Below are 21446 nucleotides of genomic sequence, written 5' to 3'. Positions count from 1 at the left end.
ACTCACGAAATTGAAAATAAGCATCGTGATATCCTCCAAGAAATGCAAGCTTCAGAGGGCCTAAGAGATGACGTTACCCAACTTCTTTCAGAAGTGAATATGATCGCCAAGGGAATGCTTCTTCTAAGAGAATGCTCAGATCGCGCTTATGACTCACTTGTTAGTCTTGGTGAGCGACTTTCTTCCCTTGTCTTCAGCGAAGTTCTCGCTCGTATAAATGAACAGTCAGCTTCAAATAAGAAAGTTGAATTATTTGATATTCGCCAAGTCCTTGTAACGGATGATAGCTTTACAAAGGCCTCTCCTGATATTGAGGCGACAAGGGCCCGTGCAGACCAGTTATTGGTAAACGCAAAATATGGCGATATTGTCTATGTTTCACAGGGGTTCATTGGCGCAACTAGTGAAGGTCTAACAACAACATTAGGACGTGGTGGTTCCGATTATTCAGCGGCCCTCGTTGCAGAGGCCATGAGTGCTGACACTCTTCAAATTTGGACAGATGTTGCAGGTATTGCAACAACAGATCCCCGAATTGTTAAAGAAGCAAAACTTTTAAACGAAATAACATTTTCTGAAGCGGCCGAGCTGGCAACTTTTGGTGCAAAAATACTTCATCCAACGACCTTAACTCCGGCCTTACGTGCTGGGATTAAGGTCTTTGTTGGATCGAGCTATGAACCTAATGAACCAGGTACATGGATTAAAGCTCAGACTCAGTCTGCGCCGTTAATTCGTGCCATGGCCTTAAGGCGTGAGCAAAGCCTGGTCACATTATCAACGCCAAAAATGCTTCAAGCACATGGCTTCTTATTTGAAATTTTTAAGATCTTTAACGAGTTTAAAGTCAGTATTGATTCAATCACAACTTCAGAAATTTCAGTTGCACTTACTTTAGATGATAGTGCTTTATTAAATAAGAAGATTATTGATCGTTTATCCCAGCTTTGTAGCGTAAAAGTAGAAAAGGACTTAACATTAGTAAGTCTTATTGGAAATGAAATCAATCACACACCAAATATTGCAGCACGAATTTTTAACGCAATTGATGGAATTAATGTTCGTATGATTTGCTTAGGTGCCAGTAAGCATAATTTTTGTTTCTTAGTAGGTAAGAATGATGCTGACGAAACAATTCAAAGATTACACAAGGAATTCATTTAATGAAAATTGCACTTTTAGGAAAAGGAAAAACTGGCTCAAAAGTTATTGAACTATGTAAATCACCAGAATATTCGCATATTGAATTAGAAGTTTTTGACTCAAAAAATCCCTTAAGGAATGAAGATCTTAATAGATTTGATATGGTTCTCTCTTTTTTGAATGGTGATGTATTTTTAGAGCACTATTTCAAATTATTAAGCGAGTCAGGAATCTGCGTAGTAACTGGTTCTACTGGTTTTGCATGGACTCCTGAGTTAGTTAGCAAGATAAAAGCTCCTTGGATTAAGGCGACAAACTTTAGCCTAGGCATGAATTTAGCAAAAGAGATGATTCGTATTGCGGCCAAGGCACAAGCTCTCTTTCCTGCTAGTGATCTCAAATATGAAATCCATGAAGTTCATCATACTAAGAAATTAGATGCTCCTAGTGGCACTGCCCTTTCATGGCAAGAATGGTTAGAAAAAGACTCAACTATTACCAGTGAAAGAACTGGAGATATTATTGGAATTCACGAATTAAAGATTGATACTCCAAATGAATATATTACAATTAAACACGAAGCTAAGGATCGTAAAATTTTTGCAGCAGGAGCTCTTTGGGCCTGTGAGCGCGTAAAAAATCTTAGTCCAGGACTACACGACTTTAGTGACATTGCACTACAAGTAATTAGAAAGAGTTAATAGAAAAAGTTAAAAAGAAAACGAAATTAAGGAGCTATTTTAATGGCAAATCATGACTATATTAATTCAACACCTCTGTGGACAGCGGTCATCACTCCCCTAAACTCAGATCTTACAATTGATCTAGACTCTTTAGAGTCGATTTTAAGGGAACAAGAAGCTGCAAGAAATGGGATCCTAATTCTTGGATCAACAGGAGAGGCCTTAAACCTCAATCTTGAAGAAAGAAAGAATATCTTAAACTTCGTTATCGATCTTGATCTTAAGGTTCCATTAATGTGCGGTGTTGGTGGTATCAATCTTACTGAAACATGTGAGTGGGTTTCATACTTAGATGGACTTAATATTGACGCCTATCTTATGGTGACTCCTCTTTATGCTAAGCCTGGAGCAGAAGGCCAGTATGAGTGGTTTAAAACCCTCATGGACGTCTCAAATAAACCAGTAATGCTTTATAATGTTCCTTCTCGCGCAGGGATTGAATTATCATTTGAGGCCGTCAAACGCCTAAATAAACACAAGCAATTCTGGGCCATTAAAGAAGCGAGTGGAAGCCCAGAGAAATTTGCAAAGTATGTTGAAGCAGCTGGTGAGCTAGGGCGAGTTTATAGTGGTGATGATGGAATGTTACCTGAATTTGCACCTCTAGGGGCCAAAGGACTAGTTTCTGTCGCTTCAAATCCATGGCCTGCCCAAACACATGCATATACGGTTGCTTGCTTAGGCGGCGAATTAAGTGAAGAAGAAACTAAAATGTGGGTCGAATCAAGCAACGCTATGTTTGTTGCTTCAAATCCAGTACCTGCTAAATGGTTAATGAAAGAAAATGGACAAATCAAAGACGCAAGTCTTCGCCCACCACTTTCAATCAAAGACATGAAATTAGAAACTAATGTTTTAAACGCAAATAAAAATATTCAAAGTTGGAGAAAGTAATAATGACTGTAGACGAAATTTTAGCAGGACTTGAAAGTGGAACTTTAAGATCAGCATCTAAAGTTGATGGCAAATGGGTTGCTAACACTGAAGTAAAACAAATGATCCTTGAGGTTTTTAAGGCCGGAAAAAATGTTGAGCAATCAGAATTTGGTTGGCCAGGATTTGTCGACAAACACAATATCCCTGCTCAAAAGTTTAGCGAAGATCGCGGTGTTCGCATGGTTCCAGGTGGATCAAGTGTTCGTCGTGGTGCCTATGTTTCAAGTGGTGTGATTATTATGCCTCCTGCCTATATCAATATTGGTGCATACGTTGATGAAGGGACTATGGTCGACTCTCACGCACTTGTAGGCTCATGTGCACAAATTGGTAAGAATGTTCACCTAAGTGCCGGTGTACAAATTGGTGGTGTTTTAGAGCCTATTGGACTTGCTCCAGTAATCATTGAAGATGACGCTTTTATTGGTGCTGGTGCCGTTATCGTTGAAGGAATCCAAGTTCTTAAACGCGCTGTTATTGCTCCAGGAGTGATTCTTTCTAAAGGCGTTCCAGTATATGACTGTGTTAATGAAAGAAGATTAGAACCGGGTGAGCCTATTCCAGAAGGTGCTATCGTTGTTCCAGGAACTCGTCCTGTTAATGAGAAGCTTTCATGGGCAAGGGATATGGGACTATCAATGAATTGTGCCATGATTGTAAAGTACCGTGATGAAAAATCAGATGCCTCACTTGAGCTAGAAGCATTTTTAAGATAAGGCAAAATTTTAATGGAAAAAGTTTTAACGAAGTTAACAAAGAGATTGGATTCATCATTTTACTTTTATGATCTAGATGCCCTAGAAGAGCATCTTCGCTATATCACAAATAATAAGGATGAAAGCATTAAGCTTTACTATGCTTGTAAGGCAAACCCTTTGTCTTCGATTTTAAAACTTATTAGAAACCTTGGAATCGGCGTCGACGTTGCTTCCAAGGGAGAACTTACCCAAGTTGTGGCCAGTGGTGTGAAGTCATGTGACATCATTTCAACTGGCCCAAGTAAGTCACGTGGCTATATTCGTACGTTACTAGAGCATGAAATTAATTGTGTGGTTGTGGAAAGTATCTATCAACTAAAGTGGTTAAACGAACAGGCCAAAGAGCTTGGGATTAAGGCACGTGCACTTTTAAGGGTACAACTAGAGTGGGATTCACAAGAAAAGTCAGTTCTTGGTGGCGATGAAGTTACGGCCTTTGGCCTAGATGAGGCCACATGGTCGACGATTAATCTTTCAGAGTATGAAAATATTGAGGCCATCGGCTTTCATGTTTTTCAGTGGGGAAATATTCTTGATCCTAAAAGACTTGAAGAAGTCTGGGATAAGACCTGTGAGCGCATTAATACGCTAGCAGAGACGATGAGTATCACACCAGAAGTCATTGACCTTGGCGGAGGCCTTGGTATTCCCTACCAAAATCAAGATGAAAGAATCGACTTTAAAGACATCAATGCGGCCCTTATGCGCTTAAAGGCCAAGCATGGTTTAAAAAAGATTTGGATGGAGCTAGGACGTTTTGCAGTTGGAGAATGCGGGCTCTATTTAAGCCAAGTTATTGATCGCAAGAATGTGCGAGGCCAAGAAATCCTTGTTCTTGACGGTGGTATCAATCATATTGCTCGTCCGGCACTTACTGATCAGGCCTTTCCTTGTCGTGTTTTAAACCAAGAAAAGAAATCAACACAGACAAGAGAATTTCATGTTCATGGGCCTTTATGCACATCGCTAGATAAGCTAGGCGTTTTTGAACTTCCTAAAGATTGTGATTATGGAGACTGGTTAGTCTTCACTCAATGTGGCGCTTATGGCTTTACAGAAAGTATGCCATTTTTCTTATGTCATAACCTGCCAGCTGAAGTCGTCTCATACAAAGGAGACGTTATGATTCCTCGAACGATTAAAACAAGTGCTGATTGGGTGGAGTAATTCCACTCTTAGACTCTTAGAGCGTGTTTAGAATTGGTATATTCTCTAGCTGAATATTTGGCGGTGCCATTTGTCTTAGTTGCGCAGGAGTAAGTCTTGGAACTCCACGGCCAGGACCTGTTGAGTCTTCTGAAGCACAATTATCACCATCACACTTACCTACAACGTACTCGGCCTTACCGTCACTTAATCCAGAAATACTAATTCCAGAGTCTGAAAAGCTACCAGTCTCAACTAATTTAAATTCACCATCAGCAACCTTACACTCAACTGAGACAATGTAATCATAATCATATGAAGATAGCTCATACTCTTTTGCACTTTCAAGTGATGAGTTAAGAGTGCTTACCTTTTCTTTACGGTTTCCATCTTCATCTTCTTCAAAGTATGTCTTTTTAATCTTACAGGCCTTTACCTTTTCTTTTACGAAAGTGACAGTAATGGCCGGTTTTGAACCATTGAAATCAATGGCCAGATCAGCTTCTGTTTCATCACCCGGCTCTTGCGTATTCCCAGGCTCAGGGTTTCCTGGCGGTGTAGGCTCAGTAACATTAGGATCATGGACGACAACCTCTTCAGTTCTAATTTCATCCACAACAGTATTAACCACTTCAGTTATGGCCGCTGAGGCATTTGATGTGTGAACCACAGCTTGTGTAGCACCAGGATTTCTTAAGATGGCAGGTGTTGTCGATCCAGTCTCATTCGAAGTAAGGCGAGCTCCACTTAACTTTGGAGCATTTACCTGATTCGTAATATCTGTATACTCACCTTCAATTGTAATTCCATCATTAACAGCTGTCTTAGTATCACTAGCTGTCTTTGCATCACTTGCTTTCTTATTAGCGGCCTTAATGAGTTCGACCTTATCATCTGTTCTAGCAACAGTATGAGCAAGCTGTCTGGCCTTATCAACAATACGTTGTCCAGTTGCCTTAATAAGGCTTGCCGCATTTGTTGGAGCAGGAAGATTTGCTTGAGTCGGAGCAGGTAGTCCAACGGTTTTCTCACCAGCAATTGCTCCTTGCGGAGTCCCATGCGGTGCACGAGCTGGTCTCGTAATTAGAGCATTTGAAGTTGTCGTTGATGCAATTTGCGGCGTCGTAGGCTTACCTGAACTTACGGCCTGTCTTAGGACTTCACGACGTGCAGTTGAGGCAGCACTTGAGCCACTAATTAATTTATCAACGAAAGAAGGATCTCTTGAGGTAACAAGATCAAGAATCCCCTGAGCTCTTTGCTCACCGCCTTTAGCAACATCCTTACGATAGGCCAAAGCAAGTAAGTCCATATCACTTAGGCGCTCACCGCGAGTAATCTTACTTTCAATATTTTGGTAAGTCGTTGCCTTTTGAAGGTCACTTAAACCAGAAAAATCATAGATTCTATCCTTAACATCATCAAGACTACGTACAGCTCCATTCATTTGCGGAAGCTGAGTTTCTTTAAAAACAAAGTGTCTCTCTGCTCTCATGGCCTGGCCTTGAGCAGTCTTAGCATCAGAAAGAATTTTAATATTATCAATATCAATACCAAACTTAAGGACAACACCTTTATCAGTTACTGTTCCTAGTCCTGAATCAATGATGGCCTGATAATTATCAGAACCTTTATTGATAATTAGGCCACTTCCATCCTCAAGTAGTTTTCCTTCTTTTAATGTTTCCATACGCTTTCCTAAACGCGTATAGAAAACAACATTTGGGTTAGCGGCTTCATCAAATCCATTAATATAGCTTCTCACCTCTGGAATAACCTTATCAGATAAGAATCTTGCATTAGTTAATTTACCACCAGATTGGTTTTCCAGTCTTCTTAGCATCGCTGGAACTTGTGACTGATCATCAACAATAGCAACGGCCTTACTCGTCGTCGTTGGTGCCGGAAGTCCAAGAACCTTAGGTGGTGGTAGCGCTATAACTGATTGAGGCTTTGGTGCGTTCAGCGATGTTCTAGTATTTAAGATTCCAATTGGTGAAGGAGATACATTTGTCGTTGTTGTCGCGACCTGTGTACCTTTAGCTGTTTTAGCGACAGCTGCACCAGTCGTCGAACCTGCACTTCGGCCAGCTCTTGTTGCGCTCAGGGCCTCAGCACCATATCTTGCAACAGCTACACTATCGGTTGCAACACTAACAAGTGATAAACCAACGGCAATCTGACCACTAAGTTTTTGAGACTCAGCAGCTGCAATGGCCTCAATATTTTCTTCAGTTGAGGAAAGGCCAAGTGAGTGCTTCGAATCAGTTGTATCAAGCTGCTTATTAGCATCATTAATTTCTCTTACACCTACAGCGGCCTCACCAACAATTAGTGCTGAACTTGCTGAAGCAAGTGCAATTCCCACCGGGCTTCCGATTCCTGTCATAACAAGAGCACCAGATAAGGCCATACCTGCTCCGGCCATCGTAACATTTGCAAGCTTCCATGTTTCATCGTTTGAATAAATATCGCGCATTTGGCTACATAAGAATGATGCCTGCATATCTTGAAGCCCAGGAATAACTCGATTATTTTTAAAAGCTTGTGCAATAAGATATGGCCTATATTTAAGAAGATCTTTTAGGTCATCATCCATATCGTCAATATCTTTTGAAGAAGAAGGAATCTTGTCTTCTAGATCTTCTAAATCCTCAAGCATATTCTCACTTACTGTCTTTTCAAGATCTTCAAAATCACTTGTCGAAATTGCACTTGCTGGCTTACTTGTCCCAAATAAAGGAGTTTTCTCCGCACAGTCTTTTGCAAAGTCATTTGATGGTGCATGAAATTTTGAACGAAATTCATTTGTTGCGTAATACTTTCTAAAATCAGGATTCTCATTCGAAAAATTCATCATATTAGAAATATAGCTATTCTGTTCACTTGCAATAAAATCTTTATAATCCTTAGAGCGTCTTACAACCGTACAATATGGAATCTCACCCATATAGTAGTTACCAACTTGTGAAGATGTCACACATGGAAACTTTTTTCTAATTTTATCACATTGATTATTAATGCCATCAAGGAGGTCGTTAACCTTAGTTCTTAACTCTCCTTTATTTGTCTTTTTAATTTTACCTTCAGCAATTGCCTTCTTAAATTCTTCCTTTGCATTATTAAGAATACCTAAGAATGGTTCTTGACCAAAGTCTTGAGTCTCTTTAAGAATGTCATCGATTGCACGATCAAGATTGGCCTCACTCACACCGTTAGACTTTAGCTTATGAAGAATATAATTCTTCATTGAAAGCTCGCTACCGATTTTTAGCCCATCATCTAAAAGAGACTTAATTGATGAATGTCTCTTAATACGATCAAAATCCTTTGAAAGAGTGTCAAGTTCAGAACTACTTACACTTTGAACAACTTGGTCATTACTACAAGCTACTTGAACAAGAGTGTCACCAATATTACGTGAACTCATAAAGAATGTTCCAAGCATATTATCTTCAGCTTCTGCACGGTAGTCTTTTTCACAACGTGAAAGAATTCCGACACCCTTTGAAAGCCCTAGACTTACACCTTTTTCAACACCTTCTTGATTTTCCTTTGCCTTAGCTACTGAATCCTTAATCTTAGCAATTCTTTCTTTTTGTGCGATACATGCTGCATCGGCAACATTATGACGACAAAACTCTTCTACTTCAGAAGCTAATTTATCAAAGGCCTGCATCTTCTTATCATCTGATAAGAGATCCTTAACAATTTGCGGTGTCGTGTATTCACTTGCTGAGTTCTTACATGCACTCGTTCCAAAATTAGAGCTATTACTTCCCTTTTGGCGTGCATTCACACATGCACCTCGTCCATCTTGACCAGGGCCAAATAGTAAAGGATTACATCTCACTTTAAGGATTCGATTACCAAAGAAACTTTTTTCACATGAGATCTTTCTTGGGATCTGACACTTTCCACTAACTAAAGTTGACTTATGTCCAGCAAGAAAGCAGTCACTTGAGGCCGCATAGGCTTCTTCAATTAAGAATTGAAAAGTATAGCGGTTCTTATACTTACGAGCATTTTCAATATTTTCGTGAAAGTCGACAATTGAATTATGATAGTACTGTAGAGTAAGAAGATTCTTATACTCAGGTTTAGCTAAATCAAGAGTATAAACTCTTTGACTCGATTTCGCATTCACAGTTGTCGATAGAACTACTGCTAGAACAAGAAAAGCTGAATATAAAAGTCGACTTATTTTTACCATCGCTACCTTATCGTCTGGCCACCTAGAATTACTTAATTATTATTTAAATTTTGATTAATTCAAACAACTTACAGGTTTTAATGTATAATTAGGAGGTTATCTGTCAAAATTCGAATATTTAGTGACTTATAAAAGAGGCACTGTGGAGTTGATCATGTCTAATTGGAACCTAGAAAAGAAAATTATCAATATCGATGAAACAAATCACGGCAAGTACCAGCTTAATATCTATGACTTAGTTCCTGATAAAATTGATGAGAATGCTCCGACAATCTATATCCAAGCAAATGTTCACGGCGCTGAACTGCAAGGAAATATGGCCATTTTTAAACTTCTAAATTTATTAGAAGATGAACATATAAACGCAAGAATTAGAATGATTCCAAATGCAAACCCATATGCAACCTCTGTCAAAATGGGAACCTATACTTACGGGCGCTTTAACCCTATTACCGGAGACAATTGGAATCGCATGTACCTAAACTTCTTTGATCAAAAAGAAGGACAAGGCCTAATTAGTGAAGAAGAAATTAAGGCGTGTGAAGATAAAAAAGCTTACAAAGAACTATTAAAAGCAAAGATTACTGAATATAGAAACTTTCACAAGGCCTATGGTATTGATGAAAATAAGAATCTCTTTATAACCCTGCAAGAGCTAGCAAGTGATGCCGATATTGTCTTAGACCTTCATACTGCTGGTGTTGGCTGTCGCTACATCTATGGCCCAGATTTCTTAGAAGAGAAAATGGCAGAGCTAAACTTTCCATTCCACTTAGTCATTCCACCAGAGTTTGGTGGTGCAATGGATGAAGCAAGTTTCTATCCGTGGGTAAAGTTTCATGAAGTTCATAAGAGTGAGAATTCTTTTGAGGCCTACACTCTTGAATTAGGAAGTGAAGAAGTCATCGACTCAAAGGCCGGCCAAATAGATGCCATCAATATCTTTAATTACCTTGTTAAAAGAGGTGTCATCGATGCAGACGAGATCAACACAAAGAAGAACACACAGTATTTTTGTGAATTGAAAAACTATAAGGGATTCTTTTCTCCAAGTGCAGGCTTTATTGAGTACCACAAGGCCCCTGGAGAGAAATTTAAAAAAGGTGAAAAGATCATGAGTGTTTATCATTTCGATAAACTTGAAAGCCTAGAGGAAGTGATCTCACCCATCATAGCACCTTGTGATGGAATTGTGATTAATCATGCCCCAAGTTCAAATGTGAAAAGGGGCATGAATGTATTAGAAGCTTTTACGCAATTTACGTCAAAGTAATCTTATAGGCCTGACTGAAGCGCACGAATACGCTTATCAAGGCTTGGGTGAGAACTAAAAAGTTCAGCAAAAGATGGCCCACTAGAGATCTTAAATGCTGTGAGATTAGGATCTGAGTTATCAACCATTTTTGTACTTTGTTGTAATTTTTGAAGGGCCGCAATCATCTTGTCACGCCCTGCAAGTTTCGCACTTCCAGCGTCTGCTCGATATTCACGAAAGCGTGAAAACCACATTGTAATAGGCATAGCAAGTAGGCCAAAAATAATATCTAAGACAAACACAAGTGCCATATGAGCAAAAGGTCCAAGCCCTGGTCCTTCCTCATCATCTGAACGTAGTGCATTTGAAATAACCATCGCTCCAATACGAGATAGGATCATAACAAAAGCGTTAACGACACCTTGAACGAGTGCCATCGTTACCATATCACCATTAGCAATGTGAGCGACTTCGTGACCGATTACACCCTCGGCTTCATCACGACTCATCGTATGAAGAAGTCCCGCTGAAACGGCAACCATTGAATTATTTCGACTAGGACCTGTAGCAAAGGCATTGACTTCATTTGAGTTGTAAATATAAACATCAGGGTTTTTGATTCCACTAGCACGAGCATATTGATGAACCGATTGAGCAACCCATCCATAATTTGGATCGTTTGGAGAAATCTCTGTCATACGATAGGCCATTTTCGCCATAAATTTAGATAGGGCCAAAGAAATAAATGATCCACCAAGTCCCCAAACAGCACAGATGATGATAAGGGAATTATAATTCATTCCCGCTTCCGTCATATAGCCACGGATTCCAAGTAGATTAAGCACAATACCGATCGTTGCAACAACCAAGATATTTGTAAGTAAAAATAAACCAATTCTTAGCATTTTAGATTAACTCCTAAAAAATAATATTCCCAATATGATAGAGATTAATTCTAAATTTGGTCAATAAGATGAATTATTGTTTACAAAAAATTAACAATTCTTCTCAGGATTTAAGAAAGTTTAAAGAATTTTAATAAATAACCGAGTATTTAATAAGAAACTGTTAACGATTTTCATTTAAAAAGAGCAAAATGATCAACAATAAGCACATTACAAAGAAAGAGATTTTATGGAATGCGATCATTTTTGCAGCAGTTATCTTTACGGCCATTGAGGCCCCTTTCTCTTTTATTTTTCAAACGAAGATTCAAGGATGGCAACTAATTTGCGACTTTATTGTCTCTTCACTCTTTCTTAGTGACCTCTTTCTAAGAATCCGAAAAAAGAGAGCACAAAATATGAGCTTTACTTCAAAGGCCCATAAGAATAAGTGGTATGCCTTAATTGGTATCGACCTCATTGCATCTGTACCGTACGACATTCTAAGTTATGCGCTAGGATTCCATGCCTTCACATACTTTAGATTATTTCGTCTTGTAAGAATTGCTCGTCTCTTTGAAATGGTTTCAAATCTTGCCTTTGTGCCTAAGATGATTAAATTCACAGCTGTTCTAACCCTCTTTATGGTTGCCGTACACTGGATTAGTCTTTGCTGGATTATGATCACACCTATTGATCAATCACTGATTCAAGATCGTGCCACTCACTATATTACGGCCATGTACTGGACGGTAACAACACTTACGACAATTGGTTATGGTGATATTACCCCGACAACAAATGAAGGCCGCCTCTTTACGATGGTCATCATGATCTTAGGGGTTGGTGTTTACGGTTTCGTTATTGGTACAGTTAACAAGATGGTACAAGATGGCGAGCGCTACAAGCAGCAAAATAGAGAGAAGATGCATGATCTCGTAAGCTTTATGAAGCACTATAATGTTCCAGAGCGTCTGCAGCAAAATGTTTATAGTTACTATAATCACCTCGTGACAAAGAGACTTACAGAAAATGATAATAAGATCATTAATGAACTGCCTCAGGCCCTGCAGGGAGAGCTGACAGTTTATATGAATATTAAGCTCATCAGAAACCTTCCAATCTTTAAGACGCTTACATCAAGTTGCTTAAAAGAAGTAGCTGGTGCCCTTGAACAAAAATATTACGGGCCAGGACAAACCATTATTAATATTGGTGAAACAGGTCACGAAATGTATCTTATTGGTCACGGTAGTGTTGAAGTTATCCTCAGTGATGGAAATGTTGTCGCAACCCTTCATGAAGGACAATTCTTCGGTGAAAATGCCCTTCTACACGATACTAAGCGAAACGCAAATGTCCGCGCCCTTGGTTATTGTGAACTTTATAAGCTTGATAAAGAGCAATTCGATGAGATCTCATCGCGACATAATGACCTTCTAGTAAGTATCACAAGTCTTACAACTCGTCGCTCCACAGATCGCTCAGAGCGTCACAGCCCAAGCGTGAAACGAGTTCAGCAAAAGCTTAAGGAACAGGAAAAAAACGAGCCAGAAGCGGCATAAACTCGGCCCTAGAACGCTTGTTGCCTTTTAATCACCCTCATTCTTTGTTAACATATCCTAATATTTTGGAGGAAACACAATGATGTTAGATAGTACAATTGCAAAGGAAGTTATCGACTACGCACTTCTTCGCGGCGCTGACTTTGCAGAAATTTTTGTCGATCGCCAAACGTTTGAATCAATCAGCATTAAAAGTTCTAATGTTGAAAATATTGAAAACGGAATTAACTTCGGAATTGGTATCCGTCTTTTTTATGGAACAAAAGTTCTCTATGGTTATACAAACTCAACAAAGAAAGAAGAATTACTCGACATTGTTTCTTCTTTGAGTGCAAAAGACCTAAGAGATCCGATTGTAACTGCAACGAATTTTAATTATGAAAAGCCGCTACAAAATCACTTTGTGCAAACAGGGCTAAAGAATAATATCTCTCTCGATCAGAAAATCCCTCTACTTCTAGAAATTGATCGCCTAACTCGTGGGACAACAGATAAGATCACACAAGTTCCAATTGGCACAAGTCAACGTTTTCAAGAGATTGAGATTTTCAACTCTGAGGGCCTACACGTAACTGATGAAAGAAATTATGTTCGTCTAAGAGCAAGCTGTATTGCGAGTGATGGTACGATTCAAGATAGTGCAGGATATTCTCCAGGAGCGATGCTTGGTTGGGAATTTATTCAAGGCCAAGACCCTAAGTATATCTCTGAAAAGCTTGCAAAAGAAGTTTTAACAAAGCTTAAGGCCAAGCCTTGTCCGGCCGGTAAAATGCCTGTTGTTATTGATAATGGTTTTGGTGGAGTTATCTTCCACGAAGCTTGTGGTCACCTTCTTGAGACAACTTCTGTTGCTAAGAAAGCTTCAGTTTTCTGGGACAAGATGGATCAAATGATTGCTTCAAGCGCTGTTAGTGCCGTTGATGATGGAACAAACCAAAACTACTGGGGTTCAATCAATATCGATGATGAAGGGATGAAGTCACAAAAAACTCAACTTATTAAAGACGGAAAGCTTACGAGCTTTATGGTTGATAAACTAGGTTCAATGAAAACTGGTTATGAAAGAACAGGTTCTGCCCGTCGTGAATCTTACAAGTACGCCCCGACATCTCGTATGAGAAATACATATATTGAGGCCGGAAAAGATAAATTTGAAGAGATGATCGCTTCAATTGACCACGGTATTTACTGTGCGCAAATGGGTGGTGGTTCAGTAAGTCCAGGAACTGGTGAATTTAACTTTTCAGTTATCGAAGGCTATGAAATTAAAGATGGAAAGATTGGTGATGCAGTAAAAGGTGCAACTCTAATTGGAACAGGCCCAGAAACACTTAAGCAAATTTCAATGGTTTCAGATAATCTTGATTTTGCGGCCGGTGTCTGTGGTTCAGTATCAGGTGGCGTTAACACAACTGTAGGACAACCTGCCCTAAAAGTAGATGAAATTCTTGTGGGTGGAGGTAAGTAATGAGTAAGACAAAAACACAATTACAAAAAGATTATATTAACCGTACCCTTGATATGGCCAAGGACATGGGAATTGATAATGTTGATGTTATCATTTCTGGTTCTGAATCATTTTCACTTAAGGCCGAACAAGGTGAATTAAGTGAATACAAGAAGTCTAATACTGGTGCACTAGGTGTACGTGTCATTAAGGATCAGAGAGTCGGCCTAAGTTTCACAGAAGACTTAAGTGATGAAGCGATTCGAACGACACTTTACAATGCTTCTCAAAACTCAAAATTTTCTAAGGTTGATGAGTACCAAACGATTCAAGAAGGTATCACTCTTGATGATGCTAACCCTGCGGCAAATATCGAACATGCTCCAGATGCAAATGAAATGATTGAAAAATCACTTTATCTTGAATCTGAAGTTAGACGTCGTGACGAAAACTGCCAAAGTGCTCCTTATAATGGAATTGCTGAAGGTGTTTCAAATTTTGCCATTGGTAACTCAAGAGGCGTTCTTTGTACGCACCAGTCAAAGGCATATACTGCATACACATCTGCTCTTGTTAAAAAAGGCGATAAAAATGCTATGCACTACTTCGCTGATACTAAAAGAGATTTTAGAGAGCTTGATTACGATAAGGTTATTAATACTTCATTAGAAGTTGCCAATAATTTCATCGATGCTTCCCAGATTAAAACTGGTGACTACGATGTAAATTTTGAAATCGATTTATTTGATAATATCCTATCAAGCTTTATGCTTCTCTTTAGTGCACGTGCGGCCATTGATAAGTCAAATCCGTGGCGTGATAAATTAGGAGAAATGGTTGCAGACTCTCGCCTAACATTTAAGGATGATCCTTTCTTTGCTGGCGGCTATAGTGTTTGTCCATTTGACGGCGAAGGTAAGAAAAAGCAGGTTAACACTCTTTTAGAAAATGGTAAGCTTGCACAATTTCTACACAACAGCGCCACGGCAAAAGAGCTAGGGCTTGAAAATAATTTCTGCGCAACTCGTGGAGCAAAATCTGCACTAGGTGCAACGACTTCAAATTTCATTATTGAGGCCGGTACAAATACGCAAGACGAATTCAATTCTCGTCGTTATGTGGAAATTCTAACAGCTCAAGGACTTCATAGTGGGATTAGGCCAATTAGTGGTGAATTCTCACTAGGTGTTAGTGGACGTGTTTGGAATAATGGTGAAATTGAAGGTTATTTTAAAGATGTAACAGTAAGTGGAAACTTCTTTAAAATGCTAAGTGAAATTGAGTTAATTGGAGATAAAATTGAATCTTCAAGTGATCACTCACTCTTTACACCAAAGATTCTCTTTAAAGACCTAATGATTGCTGGTTCATAAGGTGCCATGCACTTTTGGTTTCGCAACTGCTAAATCAAAAGTGCTGCACCTCTTTTTTTTACTCTTATTCCATTTATTAAATGCGTGATAATGTCGAAGCTTCCACATTATTTAGCAAGTGCGAAACCAAAAGTGCATGGCACCCTACTTAAGCATTTTAGGAAAAGCTGTTTGCTGATAGCGCTGAGAGATGAGCTCAAATAAAGTCACTCCATCACGTTCCCATTCCTTATCTTGTTTCTGGAAGAGATTTTGTCTTGCACGCTTATCTTTAATATTTGAAATATAATTCTTAAGCTGACCTGCAGTCATCTTCTGATCTCCAAGCATAACCATGGCTCCATCATCCATATCAAATAGTCCATCAGTATCTTCTAGGTTATCAAAAGATATCGCTGGGATTGCACCATCAGCACCTAGGCCATCGCCACCGGCACCACCATTAAGTCCATCACCGCCAACTCCATCACCAATACCATTTCCACCGCGTCCTCTTTTAGAGCTTGCAGAAAGAGCATCAGGGTTAATCTCACCTTGTGAGTAGCCTTCACCTGAAAGACTTCCGTCCCCATTTTGCCCACCATTGGCCATACGATTTCTAATACGAGAAGCGGCCGAGCTTCCAAGAGTTGAGTTTAGGAAAGAATCCGTAAGTGATGAAAGGTTTGCACTATGCTCAGCGCTTCTGTCATCGGCAATACGTTGAAGGGAAGCAAATTCGCCACTCTTTCCACGTTTTGCAAGAGTATCTTTCATAAGCTGTGTGTCCGTGCGTCTTTTCGCATTACGGTCTAGTTGCTTTCTAATTCCTTTACTTAGACGTGAAATAGCAGAGTTCGTTGAACTTCCCCCTGTTTTTAACTTACCACTCACTGTTGAATTAAGGGTCTTCTTCCCATTTAAGGCATCTTGGAAATTGGCCCCAGCAGTACTGAAACCACTTAACCAATTTGTAAACTGACCAAAGCCATTACTTAGTTGAACATCTGGTATCCCACGGTGAGTCTGCTTACGCTCGACATTTGTGGAAGCATTAATCCCATCATTTACAGTGTGGTAGAAATTATGCATTTTTAGCGCATAGGCTGCCGTTCCAGATAAGTTTGCTAGAGTTTGCCCCATGAAATTATTAAGCTTAGCAATTAGCATTTCAAAATAAGGGATAAGCCCTGGTGTAATATAGTAGTCTAAGCGACTCACTTTTGGCGCATAGAAGTGGTAACGATAAGCATATTGGGCAAACTCGTCGGCCATTCTTTTTCTATCTTCAGTTTCCTTCTCGTCACCATTATCTTCTGAAACAAGAGTCGATAAGAAGTATCCTCTAGCATGGTCACGGTAAAAATTTGTGATTCGATCATTGAATACATAGTAATTATGAATATCGTGTTTTCCAGCATTAAATGGAATCTTCGTACGAGAAGAGTAATTCGTTGAATATAGACTCGACATATCTGGTAGGAAAGGATCAAGAAGCTTTAGAGCAACACTTCCCTCTTTCTTAGCATATGTATTTCGCGTACAAACACCGGCCGCCAATTCCTTATTACAGACGTCATTATTCTGGGAGTGGAAGCTCATACATTTAATTTTGTATTTTCGCCCAACAGGTACACGAGCAATCTTCCAAGTCGAGCTTGTCCTTGGCCCACAAATATTTTCTGGCCCTCTTTCAGGGTCCAGGTCGACGTCGTAGTCACTACCAAAGAGAATTCCTCCAGTTGTAATATTGACGAGATTTCCAATAAGGCTATTCTTATGAAGTCCAAAGAATTTCATTAACTTCATAATCCAACAAACTGGATACAGACACTTCTTACCAAGAGTGTATCTCTTTCCATTGTATTTAATATAATTCCAATTATATTCCTTAAGCCACTGGACAGTATATTCAAAAAGGGCCGTACCAGCGCTGATATTTTGTAGAGTAGCATCTTCAATGGCCTTAATCTTCATAAGTGCCATATCACGTAGAAAGAGCGTAAAGTCCATACCATGGCCCTTTGCCGTCTCTTTTCTTGCATCAGTAAATTTAACTTTTCCATCTTGAACAAACTCGCCGTAACGAGATGATTTTGTACACTCTCCGCTTCCGATACAGGCAGTAACTTGATCGAGAGTTTGAACAAAGTAGTCTTGTTCACGATCTTTTAATGAATAACCATCATTTTTAACAACTGCATTTCCTAGAGAATTTTCCTCAATTGCAGAATCGCCACCAAGGGCCTCAACACCTTGCTTTTCTTTATCTGTAATGGTCTTCATATAGTCTTTATCAGAAACTTTTTTACAATTACCACCAGTTTCATCACAGACTTCTTTTTCATTATTAAGAACATAAGTGTCATACTTACCAAGGCCATTACAATTTGCGATATAATTTGCCTCGACGTCTGGTTGTAGCCAATCTTCAGGACTCATTGGCCCCACAGTATCAACACAACGACACATCATCTCAAGAGATCTCTTCTTTAGAACTGAATAGAGTTTAAATTGTGAGTGTTTATACTTGATGGCCTCAAAGCGGACAACGTCACGAATATTGTAGCGTCCAGCACCTGACTTAGGATCGTGTCCATCAAATCCCTCAAGGAATTTGTCATCGTCTTTCATATAGTAATTTACGATATTATTGCGATCCTTAGGAGTAAGCTTTCCGTTGTAGAAAAGGTGTAGAAAGATCTTCTTTTCGTTTCTTGGAAGGTCTTCTATATAATTAGTAATTTCTTTTAGTGCTTCCTCACCTACAGAGTAATCAAATTCATCCCATAGCGGTCTTCCACGGCCAACAATAGAAGGATCGAAGCGAGAGAAGTTAAAGCCACGCATTGAGTTTGTTTGGACGTTCCAATTATAAGGTTGATTATCTGTCCCAGTATAAGAACCACTTGCCGCTTTATATGTATTATATTGCGACTTGATGTGAAAGAAGTCACCTTCATCCTTTCCACCTGTTGTATAGTCCATTGCATACATCATCATCATAACTTCGAAGTAGTCATTTGATTGTGCCGATAGAAAGTCACCAAATAGGTTTACGCGACAAGACTTCATATCAGAGATATAAACATCTTCAAATAAAGGAGAAGCGTCTTGGTGTCCATTATAAAGAGTATAGTCAGGGTCTGTCGTTTCTTTCCCTGTCATCATTGAAATATAATTGGCCTCAACAACACCATCATTAATTGTAATTTTAGCATTATCCACACATTGCTTAACTAATCTCATACGAGTGCTGTGATCAGTGCCTAAGGCAGAACCTTTATTGGCACATGAAGTAATAGCATTTCGATAAGGGGCCGCAAATTTATCAAAAGCATCACTTGAATGCTGTGGGTGTTTTGGGTTGGCCTGCGTTTCTTTCTTAAAATTATCAATTAGTTTTGTGGCCTCATTCATTTTACTACCAACAGCTTGTTGGTGAGTATACTCGGTAGAGATACCTGCATAAACTTCTTCCAGACATGCTTTTCGTGGGTAGCGAGTTGAAGCGTCACGATCATGATCTCTTTCAGGCTTTGAAAGACAAGAGTTAACCTGACTATCTAGACTTGACATATACGTGGCCGTTTTACTTGCGGATACTTGATTATTTGATAAGAGCGCCTCAAGCTTTGACTTAAGAGTTGAAACCTTTGACTGAATTTCAGATGAGTCACCTGCGCGTGTAAAAGCATGTGCACTTGGAATGATAAATTCAAGCAGTGATGAAAAAGTTGGAAGAATTGGGGCACAAACACCATTAGAGTTTTTAAAAAGTGACTCACAACACTCTCCACCTTTATCAGGTCTCTGTCCCATACCAAAACAGCTTGAACACTTATAATTTGCACGACAAATTTTTCTTCTTTTATCACAAGAGTTTGAACAACATTCGCTATCCTTTGAACAAGAATCCTTTTCAATACTACAAGTATTGATATTAGTTAGGCGTCTCATTTTCTTACAAGAGCCAGCTTCACACATATCAGTTTCTGGAGAACATGCTTGATTAGCTTTTTTTGCAACTAAGCATTTCTCATAATAATTCTTATCTTTTGAATATAGTGGCAGTCCACAGATCAGTCCTTTATGGCATTGGTTTGTTGCTGAGTAACAGGCTTGTCCCCTTTTTAAATATTTCTTATCAGAATATAGGAGTTGGGCCATCATTTGTGGCCTAGAGTTAACTGAAGTCTTATTGAGTTTATTTATAATTACTTTTACATACTCATCGCTTGAGGCCTCAAGATTTTTCTTGATATAGGCATCAACGGCCTTGGCATCTACTTTTGATGATTTCCCAACAACCGCTTCAAGATTCTTGGCCTCTGATTTAATGAACGCATCAGTTTCATTTGCAGCATAAGAGTGCATATTGAACAGAGTGGTAAAAGTGATTAATATTATGAGACGAAACATATTTCCCTCTTAATTTTCTTAAGATTAAATTTATATATATTTTATCGGAAGAATGAGTAAATTACTCAAGCAGAATATAAACATTTAATTTTAGGTTGAATAAATGAGAAATCAATCACTTATGTGTGCCAACTTAATGCCACACATAAGTGTAATATTAGATACTTATCGTACTAGTGATTTATTAGGCCTTAGCGATTGCTTCATCGATCATGGCCTTGCGAGTTGCCGCATCTCTCCAGCGCTCCTGAGCATCAGGTGCTAATTTATGAATAGGATCAAAGTAAGTGAATAACTTATCTGGCTTCACATATGGAGCTCGCCAAACAGAGATTCCATTTTCTTGATCATAGTATTCGTAAGAAGCTACGTGGCGCTTACCACCACCGCCAGGAAGGTCACATACAAATGTAGGTGTGTTAAATCCTGCAGTCGTTCCACGAACGGCCTTTTCAAGCTCCTCACCTTCAGCAAGTGTCGTTCTAAAGTGTTCACAGCCTGGAACCATATCGTGCATATAAACATAGTAAGGTTGAATATTCATATACCCAAGCTTACGAGTTAGAAGAACCATTGTATCGACGTGGTTATTTACACCTTCTTGAAGTACCGCTTGGTTACGTACAAGAATTCCTTCACTGAAAAGACGATCCATGGCCATTTGTGACCATTTCGTAATTTCAAGTGGAGAAGAAAAGTGAGTATGAATCACCATCTGCTTTCCAAAACCTTTGGCAAGATTATTAACTTTAATAAGGGCATCCATCCACGCATCATCTGTAAGAATCTTTTGTGGAAAGATTGCAATCCCTTTTGTCGCGTAACGGATACGACGAATATGAGGGATCTTTAAAAGGTTTTCACCAATATATTGAATCTGCTTAGGGTTAAGCATGAATGCATCCCCACCAGAGATAACAACATCTTCAACTTTTGGGTGAGCTGCAAGGTAAGCAAAAACATTATCCCAATGCTTTTGATTTGCACCATAAGATTCTTTTTCAACTGTTTCAGTTGAACCACCAATAACACGAGAGCGTGTACAGTAAGCACAGTAAACTGGACAAATTGTTAGTGGAAGAAAAAGAACTTTATCAGGATAGCGGTGAGTAAGCATTGGCACTGGTGAATCAACATCTTCACTAAGAGAGTCGGCCATATGCATAGGGTGATCTTCTAAGAACTGAGAGCCAATTGGTAAGAATTGCTTACGTAGTGGACAGTTAACAGGATCATCCCAATTAATTAGTGCAAAAACATATGGAGTGATTCTGATATTCATTGGAGTAATATGTTGACCTTGTTGTAGGTCTTCAAAGAACTCTTTTGAGATTTTATCACCAAGAACTTTTTTAACTTGGTCAATTTTTCGAATGGAATTCTTCAGTTGCCATAGGTGATCTGAGAACTCACCTCTTGTTACATTTGCCCATGCTGGGATCTGTTTCCAAAAGTCATCATTTCTAAAATTTCTGTGCTCAAGATCTGGTATCTTCATGTGATCTTGAGAGTGATCAGTTGATAGATCAGTCGTCGTCATAAAATAATCCTTGAATGTAATTTTACATATTATATCCCAAAA

The 21446-nt window shown here is 39.1% G+C and carries 13 protein-coding genes; 9 read left to right on the top strand and 4 right to left on the bottom strand.

Features of this window, described 5'->3' with window-relative positions; genetic code table 11:
- The 5 genes from lysC to ABMA79_RS11940 all read left to right on the top strand — a co-directional run.
- Window positions 1–1164 (top strand): lysine-sensitive aspartokinase 3 (gene lysC / locus ABMA79_RS11960; protein ID WP_393092816.1); only part of this gene is annotated, 1164 nt, incomplete at its 5' end.
- On the top strand, window positions 1164–1844 hold the full coding sequence (locus tag ABMA79_RS11955) for a 4-hydroxy-tetrahydrodipicolinate reductase (protein ID WP_393092813.1): 681 nt from the start codon (window positions 1164–1166) through the stop codon (window positions 1842–1844). The genes lysC and ABMA79_RS11955, both read left to right, overlap by 1 nt.
- Before the next feature lie 42 nt (window positions 1845–1886).
- Entirely contained in the window at window positions 1887–2780 is an 894-nt protein-coding gene (gene dapA, locus ABMA79_RS11950) for a 4-hydroxy-tetrahydrodipicolinate synthase (protein WP_393092811.1), read from the top strand.
- 2 nt (window positions 2781–2782) lie between these two features.
- A complete protein-coding gene (locus tag ABMA79_RS11945; RefSeq protein WP_392860664.1) occupies window positions 2783–3538 on the top strand; it encodes a 2,3,4,5-tetrahydropyridine-2,6-dicarboxylate N-succinyltransferase in 756 nt (251 codons plus the stop codon).
- A gap of 12 nt (window positions 3539–3550) precedes the next feature.
- Window positions 3551–4747, top strand: a complete 1197-nt coding sequence (locus ABMA79_RS11940; RefSeq protein ID WP_393092809.1) for a PLP-dependent decarboxylase — start codon at window positions 3551–3553, stop codon at window positions 4745–4747.
- Window positions 4748–4763: 16 nt separating this feature from the next.
- Here the strand turns inward: ABMA79_RS11940 and ABMA79_RS11935 are convergent, their stop codons facing one another.
- Complete coding sequence (locus ABMA79_RS11935) at window positions 4764–8939, bottom strand: hypothetical protein (protein ID WP_393092806.1); 4176 nt, start codon at window positions 8937–8939, stop codon at window positions 4764–4766.
- 154 nt (window positions 8940–9093) lie between these two features.
- On the opposite strand from ABMA79_RS11935, the gene ABMA79_RS11930 reads away from it, so the two are divergent.
- Complete coding sequence (locus tag ABMA79_RS11930; protein WP_393092803.1) at window positions 9094–10212, top strand: succinylglutamate desuccinylase/aspartoacylase family protein; 1119 nt, start codon at window positions 9094–9096, stop codon at window positions 10210–10212.
- A gap of 2 nt (window positions 10213–10214) precedes the next feature.
- Here the strand turns inward: ABMA79_RS11930 and htpX are convergent, their stop codons facing one another.
- Window positions 10215–11099: a protease HtpX gene (htpX, locus tag ABMA79_RS11925; protein WP_392860658.1), complete on the bottom strand. Its 885-nt coding sequence runs from the start codon at window positions 11097–11099 to the stop codon at window positions 10215–10217.
- Between the two features lie 191 nt (window positions 11100–11290).
- Here htpX and ABMA79_RS11920 point away from each other — a divergent pair, with 191 nt between their 5' ends.
- From ABMA79_RS11920 to ABMA79_RS11910, 3 genes are all read left to right on the top strand, one after another.
- Window positions 11291–12643 carry a cyclic nucleotide-binding domain-containing protein gene (locus ABMA79_RS11920; protein ID WP_393092800.1) on the top strand — a complete coding sequence of 451 codons (1353 nt, stop codon included), beginning with the start codon at window positions 11291–11293 and terminating at the stop codon, window positions 12641–12643.
- 82 nt (window positions 12644–12725) lie between these two features.
- On the top strand, window positions 12726–14111 hold the full coding sequence (locus tag ABMA79_RS11915) for a TldD/PmbA family protein (RefSeq protein WP_392861020.1): 1386 nt from the start codon (window positions 12726–12728) through the stop codon (window positions 14109–14111).
- Window positions 14111–15463, top strand: coding sequence for a TldD/PmbA family protein (locus tag ABMA79_RS11910; protein ID WP_392860655.1), 1353 nt, complete (start codon window positions 14111–14113; stop codon window positions 15461–15463). The genes ABMA79_RS11915 and ABMA79_RS11910 overlap by 1 nt, the downstream gene beginning before the upstream one ends.
- A 144-nt stretch (window positions 15464–15607) precedes the next feature.
- On the opposite strand, the gene ABMA79_RS11905 is transcribed toward ABMA79_RS11910, so the two are convergent.
- Window positions 15608–19864, bottom strand: coding sequence for a hypothetical protein (locus ABMA79_RS11905; protein ID WP_393092798.1), 4257 nt, complete (start codon window positions 19862–19864; stop codon window positions 15608–15610).
- Window positions 19865–20048: 184 nt separating this feature from the next.
- Entirely contained in the window at window positions 20049–21404 is a 1356-nt protein-coding gene (locus tag ABMA79_RS11900) for a KamA family radical SAM protein (RefSeq protein ID WP_393092796.1), read from the bottom strand.
- Window positions 21405–21446: the final 42 nt, after the last annotated feature.

Source organism: Halobacteriovorax sp. HFRX-2_2 (genome assembly GCF_043196705.1).
Taxonomy (GTDB): Bacteria; Bdellovibrionota; Bacteriovoracia; order Bacteriovoracales; family Bacteriovoracaceae; genus Halobacteriovorax_A.
This window is presented reverse-complemented; position numbering and strand designations above follow the sequence as displayed.